Here is a 21,771-nt window from a genome sequence, read left to right as displayed (position 1 = left end):
CTAACTTTTCTTTTCTAAAAGTATAACATTTTCTACGTGGTGGGTCTGTGGAAACATATCTACTGGTTGTACCTTGGTTACAATATACCTATCCTTCATTAGTTCCAAATCTCTAGCTTGTGTGGCACTATTACAACTTACGTAAACTACTTTTTTGGGAGCGATGTTTAAAATTTGTTGTACAACATCTTTATGCATGCCGTCACGAGGTGGGTCGGTAATGATTACATCTGGAACACCATTTTGCTCAATAAATTGCTCATTGAAAACATTTTTCATGTCTCCCACGAAGAAATCTACATTATTAATCTCATTTCGAAGTGCATTTTCTTTCGCATCTATAATGGCTTCAGGAACGGATTCAATACCAACTACCTTCTTTGCTCTTTTAGAGATAAATTGAGCAATGGTACCCGTACCTGTATAAAGGTCATAAACTAGTTCATCTCCTTTTAAATCAGCAAAATTTCTAGTTACTTTATATAATTCATAGGCTTGTTCTGAGTTCGTTTGATAAAAGGATTTAGCGTTTATCTTAAATTTGAGCCCTTCCATCTCTTCAAAAATATGATCCCTACCAGAAAAGCAGACTATTTCTTGATCATATATGGTATCATTCTGTTTAGGGTTAATGATATATAATAGAGATGTAATTTCTGCAAAGGTTTTTGAAAGATGATTTAATAATAGTTCTCTCTTCTCTTTATTAATTTCAAAGAATTGTACCAGAACCATTATTTCCCCAATTGAAGAGGTGCGAATCATTAAGGTACGTAACATACCATATTGGTTTCTTGGGTTAAAAAAGGTCAAATCATTTGCGATTGCAAATTCCTTTGTTGCTAAACGAATTGCATTTGAAGGGTCTTTTTGAAGATGACATTTTTTTATATCCAAGATTTTATCCCACATGCCAGGTATATGAAATCCTAATGCATTTTTATCTTCGATTTGATGATCAGACTGTATTTCATCTAGTGTCAACCAACGACTATCGGAAAAAGAAAACTCCATTTTATTCCGGTAAAAATACTGTTCCTTAGAACCAATTATTGGTGTAAGTTCTGGCAAATCTAAATGGCCGATTCTTTTTAAATTATTCTCTATCTCTTTCTGTTTATAGAAAAGTTGGTGCTCATACCCCATATCCTGCCATTTACAACCACCACAAACTCCAAAATGTTGACATTCTGGATCAACACGTTTATCGGATAAGGAATGAAACGTCGTAGCTACCCCTTCAAAATAAGCCTTTCGCTTTTTGGTTGTCTGTACGTCAACAACATCACCAGGTACGGTATTGGTCAAAAAAATAACCCTTCCATCAGGAGCTTTTCCAATAGTCTTGCCTTTCGCCGCTGCATCTAACACCGTTACATTCTCAAAAATTAGTCGCTTTGTCTTTTTTCGCATAGCGCAAAAATAAAAGGTTTCTTTGGATTGAGAATACTGTTGTTGATAGTATTAACAAGTAATTAAAACCATTGACGTCTTAAATTTGTATTTTTGAATTTCTACAGGGATGATTTCTCTCCTACGCTGAATTTTCGACTCTTCGAAAGGAAAAAGGTATAGAAGGAATTGCTAAAGTTTTATTTAAAGTAATTTTCGTCATGTCAACAATTTTAGGAAAAATCACTTCTGATGATGCTATCGCATTAGAAGAAAAACACGGAGCACACAATTATCATCCTTTGCCAGTAGTGCTAAGTAAAGGAGAAGGTGTCTTTGTATGGGATGTAGAAGGAAAGAAATACTATGATTTTCTTTCTGCCTATTCTGCAGTAAATCAAGGTCATTGCCATCCTAGGATAGTAAATGCAATGACTGAACAGGCCAAAACATTATCATTAACCTCACGGGCTTTTTATAATGATATGTTGGGTAAATATGAAAAGTATGCTACCGAAACCTTTCATTTTGATAAACTTTTACCCATGAACACAGGTGCCGAAGCTGTTGAAACGGCTTTGAAAATTTGTAGAAAATGGGCATATGAGAAAAAAGGTATAACAGAGAATGCTGCAGAAATAATAGTCTGTGAAAATAATTTTCATGGTCGTACAACAACCATTATTTCATTTTCCAATGACTCAGTGGCACGAAAGAATTTTGGTCCATACACAGACGGATTTATAAAAATTGAGTACGATAACTTAAACGCCTTAGAAGAGGTGTTAAAAGTAAATAATAATGTAGCAGGATTTCTAGTTGAACCTATACAAGGTGAAGCGGGAGTTTATGTGCCTTCTGAAGGTTATTTAAGTGGAGCAAAAGCACTTTGTGAGAAATATAATGTGCTTTTTATAGCTGATGAAGTTCAGACAGGTATTGCACGTACCGGACGTTTACTTGCTACGTGTGGTAATTGTTCTTGTTCAGATAAACACTGTAGCGGAACCCCAGAAACAAAACCGGATATCTTAATTTTGGGTAAAGCCCTATCAGGTGGTGCTTATCCCGTTTCTGCAGTTTTGGCAGATGATGCTATAATGAATGTTATCGGACCAGGTAACCATGGTAGTACTTTTGGAGGTAATCCAATTGCTGCAGCTGTTGGTATGGCGGCGTTAGAAGTTGTAAAAGACGAAAATCTTGCCGAGAATGCTTCCGTTCTGGGTGAACTTTTTAGAGATGAATTGAACAAGTTTATCCCAACTTCTGACTTAGTAAATAGTGTTCGTGGTAAAGGTCTTTTGAATGCTATTCTAATTAACGATACAGAAGAGAGTTCTACAGCTTGGGATATTTGTATGGCTTTAAAAGAGAACGGGCTCTTAGCGAAACCTACTCATGGTAATATCATTCGTTTTGCGCCTCCTTTAGTAATGACCGAAGAACAACTGTTAGATTGCGTTTCTATTATTATAAAAACACTCGAAGAATTTAAAAAATAACAATAAAAAAATCCCCGATGTGAGTCGGGGATTTTTTTTACACTATACTTTTTAATTAAAATCTGCAGTCGCGAAGAATGCGATAATCAATCCGAAATAAATGATTGTAAATATTAATAGAATTGCGGCTAGCGCAAGACCTATATAACATAAAATTTTTCCGGTTTTCACATTCTCATATCCGTTATAAGAACCTGAATTGTTCTGATAGAAATTTTCTGCTTTTTTTGCATTGCTAAGTCCAATAAAACTAAAAATAGCACCAAAAGGGCCACAACAGAATAGCGTAAGCACAATAGACAATATTCCATATGTAAGTGCATTATTTGAACCATGTAATGTTTGATTGGCCATAATTTTTATTGTTCAATTCCCCATTGCTCCATCATTTCCTGCTGTTGTTCCATTAGGGTATCCCAATCACTTGTAGTCAAGACATAAATTAATCTGACAACCATTAATGCGCACAAAATTAAAGCAATTAAGGATACTATTTTACCTGTTTTGATTTGGCTGTAGTTCTCATATAACTCAGGGTTTTCTTTATATAATTGTTCTGATTTAGTAGCTAAATAAAATGCTATTGCAGAAGGAATAATACCTAGTCCTGCGAAGCAGCAACATAAATAGCCGAAAATGCCCAATACAATAATAAGCGTACCATTAGGTAATTTTTGTTGTTCCATAATTTAAAGGTTTAGTTAGATGAATTTTAAAATGTAATTGGTCAATAGAATACCCACGGTGCTAATCATAAGTGTAATCGTAATTGTATTTGAATATTTAAATGGGAATAATTTATTGATACCTAAAAACCCAAATAATAACATCATCGGATAAATAGCTGGGTACATTTCAAATGCGGCCCAAAATTCGCCTTTCAATAAAAACAATGCAGAGCGTTGTAGACCACACCCAGGGCAATCTATCCCAATTATTTGTTTTGTAAAACAGGGTAACATATAATTATCCAATCCTAAAATAATAAACAACGCCTTCAATCGCATTTTTAAATTAAATTATAAGTCGGAAAATTACCATTATTTTTGTACCTACAAAATAAAAACATGTCTCAATTTAAGATAGGTGATAGGGTAGAAACAGTTGATGACGTTATAAAGGGCGTTATTGAATCAATTAATGGAGAACTAATTACACTGTTAAGTGATGATGGGTTTCCATTAACTTTTTCGGATCATGAATTGGTGTGCATGTCAAATGAAATTCATGTTTCGAATTTTGAAATTGCCCAGATAAAGAAAGAAAAAGAATCACCAAAGCGTAAAAATACGGGTGCAGTCAAAACAAAAGAGCGAACGGCACCTAAGATGGAGGTAGACTTACATATAAATCAACTCGTGAAAAACCCCAAGCAACTGGGTAAATATGAAATGCTAAACCTACAATTAGATACAGCTAAACGGCAGTTAGAATTTGCAATCAGCAAAAAAATTCAAAAGGTTGTTTTTATTCATGGGGTAGGAGAAGGAATATTGAAAGAGGAACTTGGTTATATGTTTGGTAAATATGACAATTTAAAGTATTATGATGCTGAATATCAAAAATATGGGTTAGGGGCAACCGAAGTTTATATTTTTCAAAATCATTAAATTAACCTCCAGTAATTACCGTACCAAATTCATTTACTTGTAAATCGGTAATTCTGCTTCCATTTTCATTTAAAAATGAAACACCACTTAACCTAATCGTATGTGTAAATGTAACGCTGTCGGTAGTCGTAGTAGTGATAATTACAGATCCGCCTTTAGCCTCAATTTCTTCCATAACAGTTGGTGTTAATGGGGGTGGAGCATCGCAGAAATATGCACTGGTTACATTTTCAGAAAAAATACGGTAACTGATTTGAGAATTATCAGGCACTATACTTTCCTTATCGGTTGTAGATATTTCATTTGTCAAAAGTCCACTTGGCAAGGTTACAATAAGAGACTCATCGCCATTAATTTTGAATAACACATTCGATGTCGATACCGACAATGTACCACAATTTTGTACATCTGTTATACTATCGAAATCAACTGTTTCAATTTGTAAATTACCATCATCACAACCAAATAGCAAAAGTGAACAACCAATTATAAGGTATTTTTTCATAGGCCAAATTTAATTTAAAAATTATAAATCCTTTGTTAGCAAGGCTTTCATTTATGGGTAAATTAACTTTATTTGGGCTATTTTTGTCCTTTATTTATCATAGCACGCTTATATGAAACAAGTATATTTAGATAACGCAGCAACGACACAAGTTCATTCAACGGTTATATCAAAAATGCAGGATGCCTTGACCAATTCATATGGAAATCCTTCCTCTACGCATAGTTTTGGTAGAACCGCCAAAACGGCCATTGAAAGTGCTAGAAAAACGATAGCTAAGTACATAAATGCACAACCTTCTGAAATAATCTTTACCTCTGGTGGCACAGAAGCTGATAACATGATTATTAGATGTGCAGTGCGTGATTTAGATGTAAAAACTATTATTACCACCAAAATAGAACATCATGCTGTTTTGCATACTGTTGAAGAGTTGGAACAAAACGGTTTAATAGAATTGGATTATGTGAATTTAGATGGATTTGGAAATCCTGACTTAACCCATTTAGAGGAATTACTTCAAAAGGATGACTCTAAGAAGCTGGTGAGTTTAATGCATGTGAATAATGAAATTGGAAATAAAATAGATTTAGAAGAGATTACCCTTTTATCAAAAAAATACGGTGCTTTAGTACATTCTGATACCGTACAATCTCTTGGTCATTATAATTGGGATGTAAAAGCATTCCCTATCGATTTTTTAGCTGCAGCGGCTCACAAGTTTCATGGACCAAAAGGTATAGGGTTTGCATTTATCAGAAAAAATTCTGGATTAAGCTGTATGATTTCTGGTGGTTCTCAAGAGCGAGGCCTAAGAGCTGGTACAGAATCTTTTCATAATATTGTTGGTTTAGAGGAGGCTTTTGTGCATGCATATAAGTACTTAGAAGAGGAACAAAAGTATGTGGAGGGTATTAAACAGTATTTTATTGATAAGGTAAATAAGGAAATTCCAGGCGCTAAATTTAATGGACATTCAGGTGATATGGAGAAAAGCACCTATACATTGGTTAATGTGTGCTTGCCAATTTCTGAAGATAAAGCCATAATGCTTTTGTTTTCTCTAGACATTAAAGGAATCGCCTGTTCTAAGGGTAGTGCTTGTCAATCTGGTAGCGATGCAGGGTCACATGTTCTGACCCAAATTTTATCTAAAGAAGATATGAAAAAGCCATCTATTCGCTTTTCATTCTCTACCTATACTACTGAAAAAGATATTGATTATACCATTGGTGTTTTAAAAGATATAATCGAAGCGTAACTTAATTTTTATTTCGGTCTCGTTTCCGTTCTCTTTCATACGGAAATTTACGAATGGCCAATTTCATCATTCGGTCAATAAGATCTGTCGTGTTTTTACCGGTCTTCTTGGTGATTTCCTTTTCGTATTTCCATAGTAATCTACCAGAGTCGCCATCACTTATTTTTATTCCAATACGACCATAGTTTGCTCCACCTGAGAAATAATCTGTAAAGCTAAATTCTGTAGGAACCCCATTAGACAATAAAATATTTAAATCCAAGGTTCCACTTATAATACCATCTACACCTAAAATGTCACTTAGTTGTTTTGTGGTGTAAATATCAATATTGTCATACGTAATATAATTCTGTGCAAGAATAGCGGTTGTATTCTTTATATTTTGGAATTGAACAGGTAGTTTTTTCTTTTTACTCCGTTCAGAAAAATAGGTTTCTAATGCGTTTTGTACTGCATAACCCTCATTCTCTTCTAGCCTTTTTTGATCTGATTTGGAGGCCGTTTCATTAAGGTCCAAATTAGTTAGAAATGGTAGTATGGCCAATACATTATGGTCTGCGCTTAAATCATCGAAATTTGGGCTTTCATAAATGTTTTTCTGTGCAATTACAGTTAAGCTAGAAAGCAATATAAAAAAGGAAAATAGTCTTTTCATTTGAAGTTTTTAAAGGCGTATTCCCAACCTTAAATTTAATACTCTTGATGTAAGATAATTGGGAACTGCATATTCATTTTTGCTGTCCGCATCTCTCACCCAGGTATTCGTTATTGAATTTTGATTATTAAATAAATTGAAAATTTCAAAACCAAAACTCAACTCTTTAAAGGAGTGTAGCCAATGTGTTACTGGATATTGTTTATCCTTACTTGCAAAAATATAGGAAATTCCTAAATCTGCACGTTTATAATCTCTTAATCTATTCTGAAAAATATAAGGATCGGCATAACTAGGTGAACCGCCAGGAACACCGGTTTGATACACCAAATTCAAATACATTTTTAAATCTGGAATAGTCGGAATATAATCTTGAAAAAGAATTGCCATTTTAAGGCGTTGATCTGTTGGCCTGGCAATGTACCCTTGGTTATTTCTATTTTCCTCTGCTTTTAAATAACCAATACTAATCCATGATTCTGTGCCTGGTACAAACGCTCCATTCATTCTCAGTTCGGCACCATAAACATAAGCCTTTGTGTCATTATTGGCAGAATAACGTATGCGTACATCTTCTAATGTATACGGATTTACATTTTCTAATTTTTTATAATAGGCTTCGCTGATTAATTTAAAAGGTCTGTCCCAAAGTAGAAAACTGTATTCAATGCCTGCTACAAGGTGAAAAGCTTTCTGTGCTTTAACATCAGAATTTACAGTTCCTGAACTATCCCTAAGTTCTCTGTAAAATGGTGGTTGATGATAAAGCCCTGTTGAAATTCGAAATAGCATATCTTTTTTCCAGTCGGGTTTTATAGCAAATTGAATTCTTGGGCTAAATACGGTTTGGGAAACTTTATTGATATCTGTTCCACTAACTGTCCAATGATGAGAACGTACGCCTAGATTATAATAAATATCAGCATCGTTCCAAGTGTGTTGTGTGCCTAATTGTATATAACCGGAAAATCGATTGGTCTTCACTAAGTTTAAAGCATTTACACCATTATAAGACACCAAAGGAGCTTCAAATGGTTCTGAGGGTTGATTATTGATGAATTCAAATCTTGGCGGTCGAATAGAATAACCGGAGGAGTCTATAAATTCAGATTCCCTAAGTTGATCACGAATATCTTCATGCGTGTATTTTGCACCCCATTCCAAGACAGAATTGTTAACGGTATGTAAACCCTTATGTTCTATGTTGGCGATAAGTGCATCTAAGTCATTTCGGGTACGGTTAAATTGAGATCCGATTCCACGAGATGTAAGCACTTCACCGGCAGTGTCACTCCCTAAATTGTTGTCAACCTCCCCCAATTCATAGGAAGCAATCACATCTGAGTATTCTTCTTCTGTAGTTTGGTAAATTGATGAAATAAGTTTTAGGGTCGTATTTTGATTTAAAAAATAAGTTCCTTTTAAGGCACCTAAAGCTGTATTATATCTATTTTTTTCAACACCTTCATAATAAACAATTAATGCTCGCGGATTATCTAAAGTCCCAAAATTAGTCTGCCTATTCAAAGGCTCATTGGTGTAGTCATTCACCGCTATATTACCTAAGAAATTAAGATGGAATTTTGATGAGAAACGATAGGTTAGGTAACTTTGAACATCGGTAAAAGCTGGATTAAAGTTACTCTGTGTCTGCTGGCTATTCACAAGCAATGAATTGTTTCTATAACGAATACCAGATACACTGCTTAATTTTTTATTTTTAGAAACCGTTTCTAAACTTGCGCTAGCACCGAGAAAACTCAAGTCAGTACGAAGTGAAAAATGACTCGGAGTTTTATACTTAATATCTAAAACGGAAGCCATTTTATCTCCATATTTCGCTTGGAAGCCACCTGCTGAAAACTTTACATCCTGAACAAGGTCACTATTTACAAAGCTAAGACCCTCTTGTTGTGCAGAACGTATTAGAAATGGTCTATAGACCTCTATTTCGTTTACATATACTAGATTCTCATCATAATTACCACCTCTTACTGCATATTGGGTGCTAAGTTCGTTATTGGAAGAAACACCTGGCAACAATTTTAAAATAGTCTCAACACCGGAATTTGCACCTGGAATCTTTCGAATTGCTTCGGGTGAAATATTTAAAATATTATCTGCCGTTTTTTTACCATTTGCAGATACGGTAACTCCATCTATTTGAATGGTATTTTTTTTTAGTACAGGATTGAATTCAAACGTTTCATTGGTGGTCAATACCAAATTTTCGAGAACCACATCTTTGTGTGCGATATGAGAGAAAACAAAAGTATTCTCTTTATCGGCAATTATTTCAAGTAAATAGAATCCAACAGAATTGGTTGTAGCCCCTAAGCTACCTGTTGAAATATTGACGTCGGCCAAGGGTTGATTTTTGTCATCTAGAATAATACCCGTGATAGTGGCATTCTGCGCAAAGCCTATAGCATTGCACAACAATATGAAAAGGCCCAGAATAGTATTAAATCTCAACGATGTTATTTTCTGTAAAATGAGGTAGTTAGGGTGTTTTCATTGCCTACATTATCTGTAACGGTAACTTTAAGGACACATTGTGTTTGGTCTACTATCTTATCGTCAAAGTTATATGTTAATGTATTGTGCTTAGGCTCATACTCCATTAGAATCCACTCGCCATTTAGGGTTGCTGAATACGTATCTACACCACTAAGGTCATCTGCTATTTGCACACTTAGATATTTATAGTTGTTTAACCACTGCTTTTCCTTGAAATTTTTAGTTCGAATAGTAGGTGCTACTGAATCCCTAGCTAAGGTATACGTTCCTAAATTTCTAGTACGTGCTGTAAATACGTCACCACGCTTATAGGTATTGGTGTAATACGGTTGTAATTTATTGTTTAGTCTAGCAATGAATAATTGTTTTTGCACATCTTTGGGGTATTTAGATGTATCAAAAGTAATGGTGAAATTTCTATGGGCTGGTACGGTATTGTTATGAATGGTTACAGTATCCTTACCTTTTTTTAAATCAATGTAAAAATCTTCATAGAAGGTGTTGGTTGGAAAATACACTTTAGCCCCATCCAAATCATAGTTGTTCGGTTTTTTGGCGACTACGTAATTTTCTGTGGTCTTCTTCTCTTTGGTATTTACTGAACTGTTGGTAACGCCTTCTACCGGTATGGTAAGTTCAACTTTGTTTCCGGCATAATCCATTATAATTAATTTAACGGTATAACTAAGCCCTTCATTTATTTGAATCTTTCCATTATTATACAATTCGTTATATATACTTAAATAATTACCTGGCGATTTAAAGCTTTTCTGTATTCGTTGTCTATACCTACCTAAATAATCATAATCGACTAGGGTATTAATATATCTAGTTTCGCCAAAAGAGAAGGCTTCGAAATCATAAAGTGAGTAGATTTTACCATTTACATTTAACTCTACCGAATAAACACCATTTTTATTAGCCGCCATATCTAGCCGGTCAAATCCAATAAAACCAACACCTATATTTCCAAGAGCAGTAACCTTATCTGCTAAATAAGTTCCATCGCTTTGTCTGCTAAAGTTGATTTGTGTTCTTTCTTGATTTCTATTGACATGTGATTTTTCTGTCAACGGATAAATAAAAAGTTTCTCAAGAGTAGGGTTAGTGGCATCGGCCACATCAAGACCATATAATAAGGGATTGGTGGGTTTTTCTGATATGCTACTTCTTATTTCAAAATGTAGATGAGGTCCTGCAGAGCCTCCTGTGTTTCCGCTATAGGCAATTAGTTCCCCTTTTTCAACTTTCAATTCCCCATAATCTGGGAATACTTCAACTTCAAATGATTTTTTATGGTATTGAAGTTTTTTTATATAGGCTTCTACTGAAGGAGAAAATTTTTGAAGATGTCCATACACAGAAGTATAACCGTTTGGATGTGCTATGTACAACACCTTTCCATAACCCCATAAAGAAACTTTAATTCGGGTTATAGTACCATCACCAATTGACAATACCGGTATACCTTCCCGTTGTTGTGTTTTAATATCAACACCAGAATGAAAGTGATTTGAACGAAGTTCGCCAAAAGTTCCGGCCAATATTATAGGGATATCCATGGGAGGATTAAAGGCATCTTTAGGATATTCTTCCTGACCAAACAGTGCAGAACAAAATAATAATAGCAGTACAAGGGGTATTTTTCTCATAGTTAGATAGCAATAGTGCGAAAATAATTAATCAATAACACTTCTCTTAAGTTGCATACGCTAAAATTTTAATAAAGACCTGTTACATATTCGATTATCAATTTAAGTAGTACTCATTTACGAATATTTCATAAAACTATTGCGAAGTCATCGAATCTATGTTAACTTTGTGTAAATCGCATTGACTTTGATGTATGGGCGAGTTGATTAAAATCGTTGATTCTTTAGAAAATAAAATTAGTAAATTGTTACATAAGCTTGATGTTTTGAACAATGCTAATATGCAGTTGGAAAAGGAATTGGTGAACATTAAATCCTCTCAAGAAAACGCAAGTAAAACGGTTTCTGAGTGGGAAGAGAGATATAATTCACTCAAACTTGCAAATTCAATGCTAGGCAGTAATACCAATAAAACAGAAGCTAAGCTTAAAATAAATACATTGATACGAGAATTGGACCATTGTATAGCTCAATTGTCGGAATAATGTTTATATAATATGTCAGATAAGCTCAAAATCAAACTTTCAATTGCAGACAGGGTCTATCCATTGACCATTGATCCGGCGCAAGAAGAAGGCTTGCGAAAAGCCGCTAAGAATATAGAACAGTTGGCAAAGAAATTTGAGCAGAATTATGCAGTTAGAGACAAACAAGATGTATTGGCAATGTGTGCCTTGCAGTTTGCGTCAAAAATTGAACAAAACGGCATTGAGCAAACAGAAGGTACCAAAGAAGCAGAAGAGCGTTTACAAGCGCTTGATGATTTGGTGCATTCTAAATTAGCTATGAAATAAACACGTTCTTTTAAATATATTAAGTTACTGCCCACATTGGTAATACCTTTTGACAAACTCAACATTTATTTTCTTTAAAAAGGGTGAGTTTAGATTGTAAAAGCAAGCCCTACTCGTATAGGGATCCTTGATCAGTCTGTTAGCCCTAAACCTGTTTACCGGAGTTTGATCAAAACTTCTCCAATGTGGGCTTTTTTTTTAATAATAATTTACACTATGGATAGTACAATGATAATTATTGCCGCAATAGTTGGGCTGGCAATTGGTTTTGCGATAGCAAAATTTCTGGAAAAAGGGAAAGCCTCTAAAACCATAATAAATGCAAAAAAGGATGCTCTGCGCATACTAAAGGATGCGAATACGGAGGGAGAGAATGTAAAAAAGGAAAAGATTTTACAGGCTAAGGAAAAGTTTTTAGAATTAAAAGCTGAGCATGAAAAGGTTATAAATGGGAAGGATAAAAAAATAAATGAGGCTGATAAACGCACAAGAGATAAAGAATCTCAAGTGAGCAGCGAGCTTGCTAGAAACAAGCAAATGAATTCTCATTTAGATGGTAAATTAAAAGAGGTAGAGCAGAAAATAGAACTGTTCGAAAAGCGCCGTGAAGATTTGGATAAAATGCATAAGAGTCAAATTCAACAATTAGAAGTGATTTCTGGTTTGTCTGCAGACGATGCTAAGAACCAGTTGGTAGAGAGTTTGAAAGAAACTGCAAAATCTGATGCCATGGCCTATATTCAGGCTACGGTAGAAGAATCGAAGTTGACGGCACATCAAGAAGCCCGTAAAATTATTATCAATACAATTCAACGAATTGGCACAGAGGAGGCGGTAGAAAACTGTGTTTCTGTTTTTAATATTGAATCTGATGATGTTAAAGGTAGAATCATTGGTAGGGAAGGTAGAAATATTAGAGCATTAGAAGCTGCTACAGGTGTTGAAATCATTGTAGACGATACCCCAGAGGCTATTATTCTATCTTGTTTTGATTCCGTACGTAGAGAAGTTGCTAGATTATCTCTTCATAAATTGGTTACAGATGGAAGAATACATCCTGCAAGAATAGAGGAAATTGTAAAAAAGACCGAGAAGCAAATTGAAGCTGAAATAGTTGAGATTGGTAAACGTACGGTTATTGATTTAGGTGTTCATGGATTACATCCGGAATTGATACGTGCGGTAGGTAGAATGAAATATCGTTCTTCATACGGACAGAATTTATTGCAACACTCAAGAGAGGTTGCAAAACTTTGTGGTGTAATGGCATCTGAGTTAGGGCTTAATCCTAAAATCGCCAAACGTGCTGGTTTATTGCATGATATTGGTAAAGTGCCAAATACCGAAAATGAGGTAGAAACGCCTCACGCAATTTTAGGGATGCAATGGGCCGAAAAATTTGGTGAAAAAGAAGAAGTCTGTAATGCAATTGGTGCCCACCACGATGAAATAGAGATGAAGACACTCATAGCACCTATAGTTCAGGTTTGTGATGCAATCAGTGGCGCAAGACCAGGAGCAAGACGGCAGGTATTAGATTCTTACATACAACGTTTAAAAGACTTAGAGGAAGTCGCCTTTGGTTTTAGTGGAGTACAGAAAGCCTATGCAATACAGGCAGGTAGAGAGCTACGTGTTATTGTAGAGAGTGAAAAAGTGACAGATGATAGAGCTTCTCAATTATCTTTTGAAATTTCACAAAAAATACAAACGGATATGACATATCCGGGTCAAGTAAAAGTTACTGTTATTCGAGAGACAAGAGCTGTTAATGTAGCTAAGTAGTTTCATAAGTTAACCCATAAAAAAAAGCCTCTAATTAGAGGCTTTTTTTTATGGGTTTTTTAAAGATGATAACCATATTTTCAAGGTTTCTTCCTGGGTTTTAGCTAACCTGTTTGTTCTTCCTTTGGGCATTCTTCTTTTGATGAACACCTGTTGATTAATAGCGTTTGAATAACGGGTCATATTTTTTAAAGTAAATACTGAGGCCTTTCGCTTTATTTTGTGACAGCTATTGCAATGATTCTTTAGAACAATAAATGCGTTGACTTTTAACGAATCTTGATGTTCAATGACTCCTATGTACGTCGAACTATCTATTTTACCATTCCAGTAGGTAAAGAGAAGCATTACGATTACAACTAATTGCCTCATAACTAGACTATAATAGTAGGAATATAAAAAGCAGTACAAATGCTTGAACTTAGTCTATTATTCCTAAAATATATGTAGATCAACCGATTTATGAAGATTCCTCTTCTGAGGAATTTTCATCTTCTTCAACATCTTTCTCTAAGTTGTTTTTTAAGATATTCAGTTTCTTCAATTTTCCATTCCAGGCAGCTAATGATTCTTTGTGCTGATGTACTCTTTTGATTACATCTTTTACCAGTGGATTGCTCTCTGAAGCATTTGAGAAAAATTCCAAATTGTTTTCTAACTGCCTTATTTCAGTAGTACTCTCATCAATCTTTTTCCGAATGAAAGCACGTTCATTTTGAATCGCCCGTTCTTGATTGTCATTAGTTGTAAGCTGCTGAATTTTGTTACCGTATTTCAACAGCTCTGATTCTTGTTTGCTTACGCCAGCTTTATGAAACAATACATCAATAATTTTATCGAACTTTTGATTAATACTTTTTCTTTTGAAAGGGACCCTTCCAAATTGTTTCCAGTCTTCGGTAAATTTTTTAATTGAAGCTAAATCCTTAGCTTGATCGCCACTTAATTTAAACTCTTTTAGTTCCTCTAAGCAGGCTTCTTTTTGTTTAAAATTTTCTTCTTCCTCTTTGAAAGCGTCGTTCTTAAGCGCATTGAGTCTATCAAAATAATGGTTACAGGCATTTTTAAAATCCTTCCAAATCTTATCAGAATATTTGCGAGGTACATGTCCGATTTTCTTCCATTCGCCCTGTATACGTTTCATTTCAGAAGTCGTATCATCAAAATCTTCACTGTCTTTAAGTGAGATGGCGAGGTCTAGTAATACTCTTTTTTTATCAAGGTTTTCTTGCTGCTCCTTTTTTAAATTCTTGTAGAAAGCATTTTTATTTTGATTAAAATCTCGAACGGCTCCCTTGAAAGAATTCCATGTTCTAGAATTTACTTTTTGAGGAACTTGCCCAGCTTTGAAAAAAGCTTCTCTTAGTTCTTCTATCTTTTTTATCTGTTGTTGTAAAGTACCATGATTACCTGAAACATTTATAGAAATGCTTTTTATTTCTTCAATGATGGTATTTTTAAGTTCTAAATTTTCCTCTTTTATTTTATCAAGATTTTTAAAATAATCTTGTCTTCTTTCGTGAATCGTTTTTGTAGCTGCACTAAATCGGTCCCAGATATCTTCACGGTGATCTTTACCAACCGGACCTAAGTCTTCTTTCCAAATTTTGTGTAATACCTGTAACTCTCTAAAGGCACGGTTCAAATCTGGTTCTTGCGCAAGTTCTTCTGCTCTAGTAACTATTTTACCTTTCTCTTCTAAATTATGCTTAAAATCGAGGTCTCTTAATTCTCTATTTATATTTAAAAAATCATAGAAAATTTCAATATGGTGATGATATGTTTTCCAAACATTATTATAGTCTGCCTTAGGTATTGGCCCTGCATGTCGCCATTTAGCCTGTATATCCTTAAAGTTGTTATACGTAGTGTTAATATCTTCTTCTACGTTTACTAAAGCCTTTAGATTTTCAATAAGATCTAAACGATAAGTGAGATTTTCTTTATGACTTTTTTCTAAACTTTTATAATGTTGGTTTCTCTTGTCTCTATAATCGGAGTATACTTCATTGAACTGTCTTTTGTCAACAGAATTATATCTAAAATCAATTTCATTACCTCCATTTGAAAGAAACTCTTCTTTTTTTTCTTCTAAAAATTCATCGAATTTTTGATTGAACTCATCTTTAATGATGTCGACATGTTTTCTAATGGCTTGAACCTTTTCGTTCTTAACCAGTCGCTGTAATTCGCCCACCAAGTTTTCCATGCTCATTTCATTATAATCTGGCATAGGAATTTCATGTCTTTTTACTGTGTCTGCATCTTCGGCATCCTCAGCATTCGAATCATCAATTTCTTCTAGAACATCTGATTCAACAGTAGTAACTTCTATCGTAGGGGTTGATTCGACAGCTTTTGACTCTACTGAATTATCAGTAAGTTCTCTAGTCTCCTCAACATTCGAATCATCGATTTCTTCTACAACAGTAGTATTTTCTGTTGTATCGATTGATTCTACTAAATTTTCATTTAGTTCTACGGTGTCCTCCACGACACTATCGGCGGCTTTAATTAGAGCCTTTTCATCCGTTAAACTTTCGGGTATTTGTTGTTCCTTATCCTCAGACATAATCCTTTATTATATGCTTACAAGATAGTGACTACCCCTATAATTGCAAAGTAATGCAGGTTCTTTTTAGCGTAATGGGACCTAAGACTTTTGTGGGTTCAATTTTATGGGCTTCGTTACTATAATTCTAATAACAGTATTCTGTTGAATTTAGTTGTTCCATATTTCCCAAGCCTTTTCGGCTTGTAACTCTAACATTCTTAACCCATTACATATGGTTGCCCCATTAGTTTTTCCAGCTGATAAAAAGGCAGATTCTTCTGGATTGTAGATAAGATCGAAAAGTAGATGGTTCCCATTGATTTTATGATAAGGGATTGCGGGCTTTTCTTCGATGTTAGGAAAGGTTCCCACAGGTGAGCAATTGATAATTAAGGTGTACTCCGAGATAATACTATCAGTCAATTCATTATACGTAAAACCATCTTTTTTACCACTTCTTGATACAAAGGAGAATGTAATGCCTAGCTCTTCGAGAACGAATGCAATGGCTTTCGAAGCTCCTCCCGTTCCTAAAATCAAGGCTTTTTTATGATGTTCTTTTAAATGAGGTTTTAGGGAGTTTTTAAAACCATAAGCATCGGTGTTGAATCCCGTTAAGCCGTTTCCATCAATTTTTATGGTGTTTACAGCACCTATTTTTCGTGCGGAGTCATCAATATGGTCTAGAAATGGTAATACTTCCTCTTTATAGGGTATGGTGACGTTCAGACCTATTACATTGCTTTTATTCCTAAATACAGCAGGTAATTCAGCTATTGACTCTAAGTCAAAGTTTTCGTAAGAATGGTTAATCAATCCTAATTCATTGAATTTTCTTTTGAAATATCCTCTTGAAAATGAGTAGGAAATGTTTCTACCTACCAAACCAAAATCGAATTTATTTTTTTCTATTTTTTCCATACCAATCTAAAAGTAGTAAGATACAAATACCCATTATTATAAAGAAAATTGCGATCCAGTTTTCTGTTATTGTCATATCTGGTAGAAAACGCTCATAGTTCATTATGACTCGTTTTTGGTTTGAATCCAAAAGAACTTCTCCTGTTAAACCAGTTTTATAAATTGTTTTTTTCCAAGGCCAAACGACACCCAACGATCCCGTAATAAACCCTAGAATGATGGCAGTTGTTATGTGCTTATAATACTTTAGAACATAGCTTAATAAATGCGATAATGTAACGAGACCTGTCGCTGAACCTAAAGTGAATACAACTAAAATCTTTAATGTGTGTAGTCGTTCTGTATTTGACGTAAAACTAAAGTCTCCTACTATTAATTCTAAGAATGTATCGTACAGGGCATTGACCGAATCTACTAATAGCAACACATAGTTGCCTAATAATATTAGAATAAATGAGCCAGAAAGACCTGGCAATGTCATGCCGGAGACACTAATCATACCACAAATAAAAATGAATATTAAATTATCATTTTCTTTTGCTGGACTTAAAAAACTTATGGCAATACCTACCCCTAAGCCAATGATTGCAGCTGTAAAAGTTTTTTTCTTCCAATAATCAAAGTCTTTGCCTATATAGTAAATAGAACCTAAAATCATTCCGAAAAATGTAGCCCAAACAAATAGTTCTCGCTTTACTAAAAAGTAATCTAATATTTTAGAGATACTAAAATAGCTTACTAGCATCCCAAAAATGAGAAGGGTCAGAAATGAACCATTTACATATCGGTAGAAACTTTTAAGTCTGCCACTGATGAGTAGCTTAAATGCTTTTATATTTATTTTTTGTAGCGAATAGATGAATTCTTCGTAAAACCCTCCAACAAAAGCAACAATGCCACCTGATACACCTGGAACCTTATTTGCAGTACCCATACACAGCCCCTTAATGACCAAGAAAATTTTATCGGTAAAGGTTCGAGGTTCGTTCATGTAGGTTTGTGCTTACTTCTTAAAAGCTGATTTCTCCAATATAAAAATAAGTGAAAAACCTATGATAGCGGTCACAATAGCAAAGGATAATTGATTGTCACCAACAAAAGCGAAAGGTGAGATATTCTCGTTGATTATAATTTCCTTTTTTCCAATTTGTATTATTTCGATTATATTTTTCCATGGCCAAATTTTATTTAGCGAGCCTAATATAAATCCTGTTAAAACAGCAAGGGTGACATCCTTAAAATTCGTAAACATCCATTTTAAAATTCTTGCAAAGCTTAAAACACCAAAAATAGCACCAAAGGCAAAGGCTAGTATAATACTAAAGTTCTTATCATTCACTGCCTCTAAAACAATCTTATACGAACCGAGTAGGACTAAAATAAATGAGCCAGAAATACCGGGTAAAACCATAGCACATATCGCTATTGCACCAGAAAAGAAAATAAACGGTAGACTACCCGTGCTTGTTGAAGGTGGAAGTGTGGTGATGTAAAATGCACTAGCCGTACCTATTATAAACAGGAAGATAGCCAATACTCCCCATTGGTTAATTGACTTGGCAACAAAGATTACACTTGCTAATACTAACCCAAAAAAGAAAGCCCAAGTAGGAATTGGATGGTCTTCTAATAACCATGCTATAACTTTTGATAAGGAAAAAATACTAATCAACATTCCAACTAAAAGCGCAACCAAAAAATTGCCGTTTAGTTTTTTCCAAAATGATACAAATCCTTCATTCTTTAACACCTTTAAAGTATGTAGGTTAACATTGTTTATAGAGGTAATGAATTCTTCGTAAATACCGGTAACAAATGCAATTGTACCACCTGATACGCCAGGTACTAATTCTGCAATGCCCATGGCCATGCCTTTTAGTGTGATGAATACGTAGTCTTTAAATTTTCTGTTTTCCATGAAATGAAGAGCCTTTTCTAGGATGCTTTATTGTATTTGTTTACAATTTCTTGTGTCCAAGTAGAATTACCGAATTCGGGAAACTTATCGGTGAAAAGATGTAGTTTTTTTTGATTCTTATCAATTTTCAAGGCATCCATCAAAGTTATTCTTGCATTGATAAAGTCTTCGGCGATAAGTTGAAACCCTACAGATTTGTATAATAGTTCAAGACTCTCAGGATAGAATTCCCTTCCTTGTGCTAAAATTTGCACAGCTGTAATGGTTTCTCCATTCGTGTGCACTACATCGGCCCACTTTAACCACGTGTCTAATTCATAATTGCCCAAATCTACAGCTTGTTTGAATGCGAAATCAGCTTGGTCATAGTTGAGTAAAGCAGTATGAATTTGGGCACATTTCTTCCAGTATAATGGATTTTCACCATCTATATTCAGAGCTTTATTAATATAGTAGACTGCTTTTTCATAATCTTTCGTATTGAAATACAAATTGGTAATAGCCAGCCAGCCTTTATCCAGCAATGGGTCTTCGTGTACGGTTTGATAGAAATAGTATTTTGCCATTTCAGTATCCTTCAATTTTTCATAGCATTTCCCTATTCTTAAAAATGCATGTGATGTAGGATCTTCTATAGAAATTGTGGTTTCGTAATTTTCAATGGCCTCTTTATATCTACCTAGCTTTTCAAGCACCTTACCCTTTTCAAAATATGCGCCAATAAAAGTATCATCGGATATAATGGCAAAATCAAAAGCTGCCAGAGCCTCGGTAAACATCTCTTTATAATAATATTGCTTCCCTAACTGATGCCATGCAACTTCACAAAACGGATTTTTCTCTAAGTATTCATTCAGATAGATGATAGCACCATCGTACTCTTCCAAAAATTCAAAACAATATATTACGTTGTAAAGTGATGAGTAATCTTGCTCATCAAACTCAACGCATTTCATAAAGCTTTCTTTCGCCTGTTTAAAGTTATCTATAAACAGATATTCCATACCTAAAAGGCTGTAAATGTCAAAACTGTTCGAAGTAATAGTTAAGGCTCTTTGCAATAATTGAATTGCAGCTTCATGATTGTCTTGCTTGGAATATATGTTAGCGCGCTGAATATAAATTTCTTCATTCTGATGGTCTAAAAGCTGTAACTCATCTAATAGCATTTCTGCTTTTTCCATTTGGTTTTCAAAAACCATAACCTCTACTTGAAGCAATTTTAATTCTATAGAATCAGGATGTTGTTGTAACCCAATTTTAATCCCTTTTTTTGCCAAAGAGATTTTTCCATGATTTAAATAGTGGTGTACAATATCCTCAAAATCTTCTGCATCAAAGAAATAGACATCGTCTGTCTTGAGCATTGATTCAAATTTGGTAATAGGTTTGTCCGGTTTATCGTTAGATTCTAACGCCATAGGAACTTTTGGTTTTTCTAGATATTTAAAAGTAAGCGTTTGAATGAGGTCTCAGCCTGTAATAGTGTCTATATTATTAACAAATTAGTTAACAACATCGTGTTACATTCCATTTAAAACCTTGAGTATTGTGGCGCAACCTCGTCGTATTTCTTCTTCCGAAATTGTAAGAGGAGGGGTGATTCTCACAGCCTTGTTTTCAAATAAGAGCCAAAATAAGATTAGTTTTTCCTCGCTTGCACGCAATACTAAATTGTTTGCAGTTTCTGGTGAATCCATGATAAGTGCCAACATTAATCCTTTACCTCGTATTTCTTTTATTTTAGAATGTATCAAAAGTTCCCTAAACAGCACCTCCTTTTTTAAGGTGTCTTCAATCAATGAAGTATTCAATAACACCTTTAAAGTAGCAAGGCTAGAAGCCGCTATTACAGGGTGACCACCAAAAGTAGTGATATGTCCCATTTTCGGATGTTCACTTAAAGAATCCATCATATCTTTACTGGCGGTAAAAGCACCTACTGGCATACCTGAAGCCATTCCTTTTCCAATAACCAAAATATCTGGTATGCAGTTGTAATTTTCAAAGGCAAATAATTTTCCTGTTCGCCCAAAACCAGGTTGTATTTCGTCAAGAATGAGCAATGCTCCCATTGCAGTACAACGCTTTCTTACTTTTTGTAAGTAATCATTTTTGGGCTCAATAAAACCAGCGCCACCTTGTATAGTTTCTAAAATAACACAGGCAGTTTTAGTGGTAATCTTCTCTAAGTCTTTCTTCTTATTAAACGTTATGTGATAAATATCTGGGAGTAGCGGTCTAAAAACACTTTTACGTTCTTCAAAGTCCATTAGGCTTAAACTTCCCATGGTATTTCCATGATAGGCGGTTTTAGCAGCTATAATTTGAGACCGTCCTGTAAATCTACGAGCTAGCTTCAGAGCGCCTTCTATAGCTTCAGTGCCCGAATTTACAAGATAAGTGACCTCTAACGGATCTGGTAAATTCTCCGCTAATAATTTTGTGTAGTTCGTGGCTGGTGATTGTACATACTCGCCATACACCATAACGTGCATATATTTTTCTGTCTGCTCTTGTATAGCGGTTACAACTTCTTGGTGACAATGGCCCAACGTACAAGCAGATATACCCGCTACAAAATCTAAATGTGCATTACCCTTGGTGTCGTAAATGTAACTTCCTTTTGCATGTGAAATTTCCATACCTAAAGGATAGGGTGAGGTTTGCGCCTGATATTTTAAAAAGTCGTTTTTCAT

At 34.7% G+C, this 21,771-nt stretch carries 21 protein-coding genes and 1 other RNA gene; 7 read left to right on the top strand and 15 right to left on the bottom strand.

Annotated elements, in window-relative coordinates:
• Entirely contained in the window at nucleotides 1–1,413 is a 1,413-nt protein-coding gene (gene rlmD, locus ES765_RS07675) for a 23S rRNA (uracil(1939)-C(5))-methyltransferase RlmD (RefSeq protein WP_138112873.1), read from the bottom strand.
• A gap of 200 nt (nucleotides 1,414–1,613) precedes the next feature.
• Between rlmD and rocD the strand changes: the two genes are divergently transcribed.
• Nucleotides 1,614–2,897 (top strand): ornithine--oxo-acid transaminase, encoded by a 1,284-nt coding sequence (rocD, locus tag ES765_RS07670; protein ID WP_138112871.1) that lies wholly within the window; start codon nucleotides 1,614–1,616, stop codon nucleotides 2,895–2,897.
• 51 nt (nucleotides 2,898–2,948) lie between these two features.
• On the opposite strand, the gene ES765_RS07665 is transcribed toward rocD, so the two are convergent.
• From ES765_RS07665 to ES765_RS07655, 3 genes are read right to left on the bottom strand one after another with little or no spacing between them, the layout of a single operon-like run.
• Nucleotides 2,949–3,251, bottom strand: coding sequence for a CCC motif membrane protein (locus ES765_RS07665; protein WP_138112869.1), 303 nt, complete (start codon nucleotides 3,249–3,251; stop codon nucleotides 2,949–2,951).
• Nucleotides 3,252–3,256: 5 nt separating this feature from the next.
• Entirely contained in the window at nucleotides 3,257–3,583 is a 327-nt protein-coding gene (locus ES765_RS07660; protein WP_138112867.1) for a CCC motif membrane protein, read from the bottom strand.
• 15 nt (nucleotides 3,584–3,598) lie between these two features.
• Entirely contained in the window at nucleotides 3,599–3,904 is a 306-nt protein-coding gene (locus ES765_RS07655) for a DUF2752 domain-containing protein (RefSeq protein ID WP_138112865.1), read from the bottom strand.
• A gap of 60 nt (nucleotides 3,905–3,964) precedes the next feature.
• Between ES765_RS07655 and ES765_RS07650 the strand changes: the two genes are divergently transcribed.
• Nucleotides 3,965–4,507, top strand: a complete 543-nt coding sequence (locus ES765_RS07650; protein ID WP_138112863.1) for a Smr/MutS family protein — start codon at nucleotides 3,965–3,967, stop codon at nucleotides 4,505–4,507.
• Nucleotide 4,508: 1 nt separating this feature from the next.
• On the opposite strand, the gene ES765_RS07645 is transcribed toward ES765_RS07650, so the two are convergent.
• Complete coding sequence (locus ES765_RS07645; protein WP_138112861.1) at nucleotides 4,509–5,012, bottom strand: hypothetical protein; 504 nt, start codon at nucleotides 5,010–5,012, stop codon at nucleotides 4,509–4,511.
• A gap of 112 nt (nucleotides 5,013–5,124) precedes the next feature.
• Here ES765_RS07645 and ES765_RS07640 point away from each other — a divergent pair, with 112 nt between their 5' ends.
• Entirely contained in the window at nucleotides 5,125–6,273 is a 1,149-nt protein-coding gene (locus tag ES765_RS07640) for a cysteine desulfurase family protein (RefSeq protein ID WP_138112859.1), read from the top strand.
• Nucleotide 6,274: 1 nt separating this feature from the next.
• On the opposite strand, the gene ES765_RS07635 is transcribed toward ES765_RS07640, so the two are convergent.
• The 3 genes from ES765_RS07635 to ES765_RS07625 are packed head-to-tail and all read right to left on the bottom strand — an operon-like array spanning nucleotide 6,275 to nucleotide 11,100.
• On the bottom strand, nucleotides 6,275–6,928 hold the full coding sequence (locus tag ES765_RS07635) for a hypothetical protein (RefSeq protein WP_138112857.1): 654 nt from the start codon (nucleotides 6,926–6,928) through the stop codon (nucleotides 6,275–6,277).
• A 9-nt stretch (nucleotides 6,929–6,937) separates the two neighbouring features.
• Complete coding sequence (locus ES765_RS07630; RefSeq protein WP_249356274.1) at nucleotides 6,938–9,403, bottom strand: TonB-dependent receptor plug domain-containing protein; 2,466 nt, start codon at nucleotides 9,401–9,403, stop codon at nucleotides 6,938–6,940.
• Nucleotides 9,404–9,408: 5 nt separating this feature from the next.
• On the bottom strand, nucleotides 9,409–11,100 hold the full coding sequence (locus tag ES765_RS07625; protein WP_138112853.1) for a M23 family metallopeptidase: 1,692 nt from the start codon (nucleotides 11,098–11,100) through the stop codon (nucleotides 9,409–9,411).
• 194 nt (nucleotides 11,101–11,294) lie between these two features.
• Between ES765_RS07625 and ES765_RS07620 the strand changes: the two genes are divergently transcribed.
• The 4 genes from ES765_RS07620 to rny all read left to right on the top strand — a co-directional run bounded on the left by ES765_RS07620 (nucleotide 11,295) and on the right by rny (nucleotide 13,679).
• Nucleotides 11,295–11,585 (top strand): hypothetical protein, encoded by a 291-nt coding sequence (locus tag ES765_RS07620; RefSeq protein ID WP_138112851.1) that lies wholly within the window; start codon nucleotides 11,295–11,297, stop codon nucleotides 11,583–11,585.
• A gap of 12 nt (nucleotides 11,586–11,597) precedes the next feature.
• Nucleotides 11,598–11,894 carry a cell division protein ZapA gene (locus ES765_RS07615; protein WP_138112849.1) on the top strand — a complete coding sequence of 99 codons (297 nt, stop codon included), beginning with the start codon at nucleotides 11,598–11,600 and terminating at the stop codon, nucleotides 11,892–11,894.
• A gap of 56 nt (nucleotides 11,895–11,950) precedes the next feature.
• A non-coding RNA gene (gene ssrS / locus ES765_RS07610) (6S RNA) lies at nucleotides 11,951–12,061 on the top strand.
• A 49-nt stretch (nucleotides 12,062–12,110) separates the two neighbouring features.
• Complete coding sequence (gene rny / locus ES765_RS07605) at nucleotides 12,111–13,679, top strand: ribonuclease Y (protein WP_138112847.1); 1,569 nt, start codon at nucleotides 12,111–12,113, stop codon at nucleotides 13,677–13,679.
• A gap of 48 nt (nucleotides 13,680–13,727) precedes the next feature.
• On the opposite strand, the gene ES765_RS07600 is transcribed toward rny, so the two are convergent.
• From ES765_RS07600 to ES765_RS07570, 7 genes are all read right to left on the bottom strand, one after another.
• Complete coding sequence (locus tag ES765_RS07600; RefSeq protein ID WP_138112845.1) at nucleotides 13,728–14,051, bottom strand: hypothetical protein; 324 nt, start codon at nucleotides 14,049–14,051, stop codon at nucleotides 13,728–13,730.
• A gap of 88 nt (nucleotides 14,052–14,139) precedes the next feature.
• On the bottom strand, nucleotides 14,140–16,251 hold the full coding sequence (locus tag ES765_RS07595; RefSeq protein WP_138112843.1) for a DUF349 domain-containing protein: 2,112 nt from the start codon (nucleotides 16,249–16,251) through the stop codon (nucleotides 14,140–14,142).
• A gap of 150 nt (nucleotides 16,252–16,401) precedes the next feature.
• Nucleotides 16,402–17,154, bottom strand: coding sequence for a shikimate dehydrogenase family protein (locus ES765_RS07590; RefSeq protein WP_138112841.1), 753 nt, complete (start codon nucleotides 17,152–17,154; stop codon nucleotides 16,402–16,404).
• On the bottom strand, nucleotides 17,132–18,145 hold the full coding sequence (locus ES765_RS07585) for a DUF368 domain-containing protein (RefSeq protein WP_138112839.1): 1,014 nt from the start codon (nucleotides 18,143–18,145) through the stop codon (nucleotides 17,132–17,134). Before ES765_RS07585 ends, ES765_RS07590 begins: the two co-directional genes overlap by 23 nt.
• Nucleotides 18,146–18,157: 12 nt before the next feature.
• Nucleotides 18,158–19,072 (bottom strand): DUF368 domain-containing protein, encoded by a 915-nt coding sequence (locus ES765_RS07580; protein WP_138112837.1) that lies wholly within the window; start codon nucleotides 19,070–19,072, stop codon nucleotides 18,158–18,160.
• A gap of 17 nt (nucleotides 19,073–19,089) precedes the next feature.
• The gene (locus tag ES765_RS07575) at nucleotides 19,090–20,493 is read right to left on the bottom strand and encodes a tetratricopeptide repeat protein (protein ID WP_138112835.1); all 1,404 of its coding nucleotides are present in this window, start codon (nucleotides 20,491–20,493) and stop codon (nucleotides 19,090–19,092) included.
• Nucleotides 20,494–20,595: 102 nt separating this feature from the next.
• Entirely contained in the window at nucleotides 20,596–21,771 is a 1,176-nt protein-coding gene (locus ES765_RS07570; protein ID WP_138112833.1) for an aspartate aminotransferase family protein, read from the bottom strand.

The organism is Maribacter sp. ACAM166, from assembly GCF_005771495.1.
GTDB lineage: Bacteria > Bacteroidota > Bacteroidia > Flavobacteriales > Flavobacteriaceae > Maribacter.
This window is presented reverse-complemented; position numbering and strand designations above follow the sequence as displayed.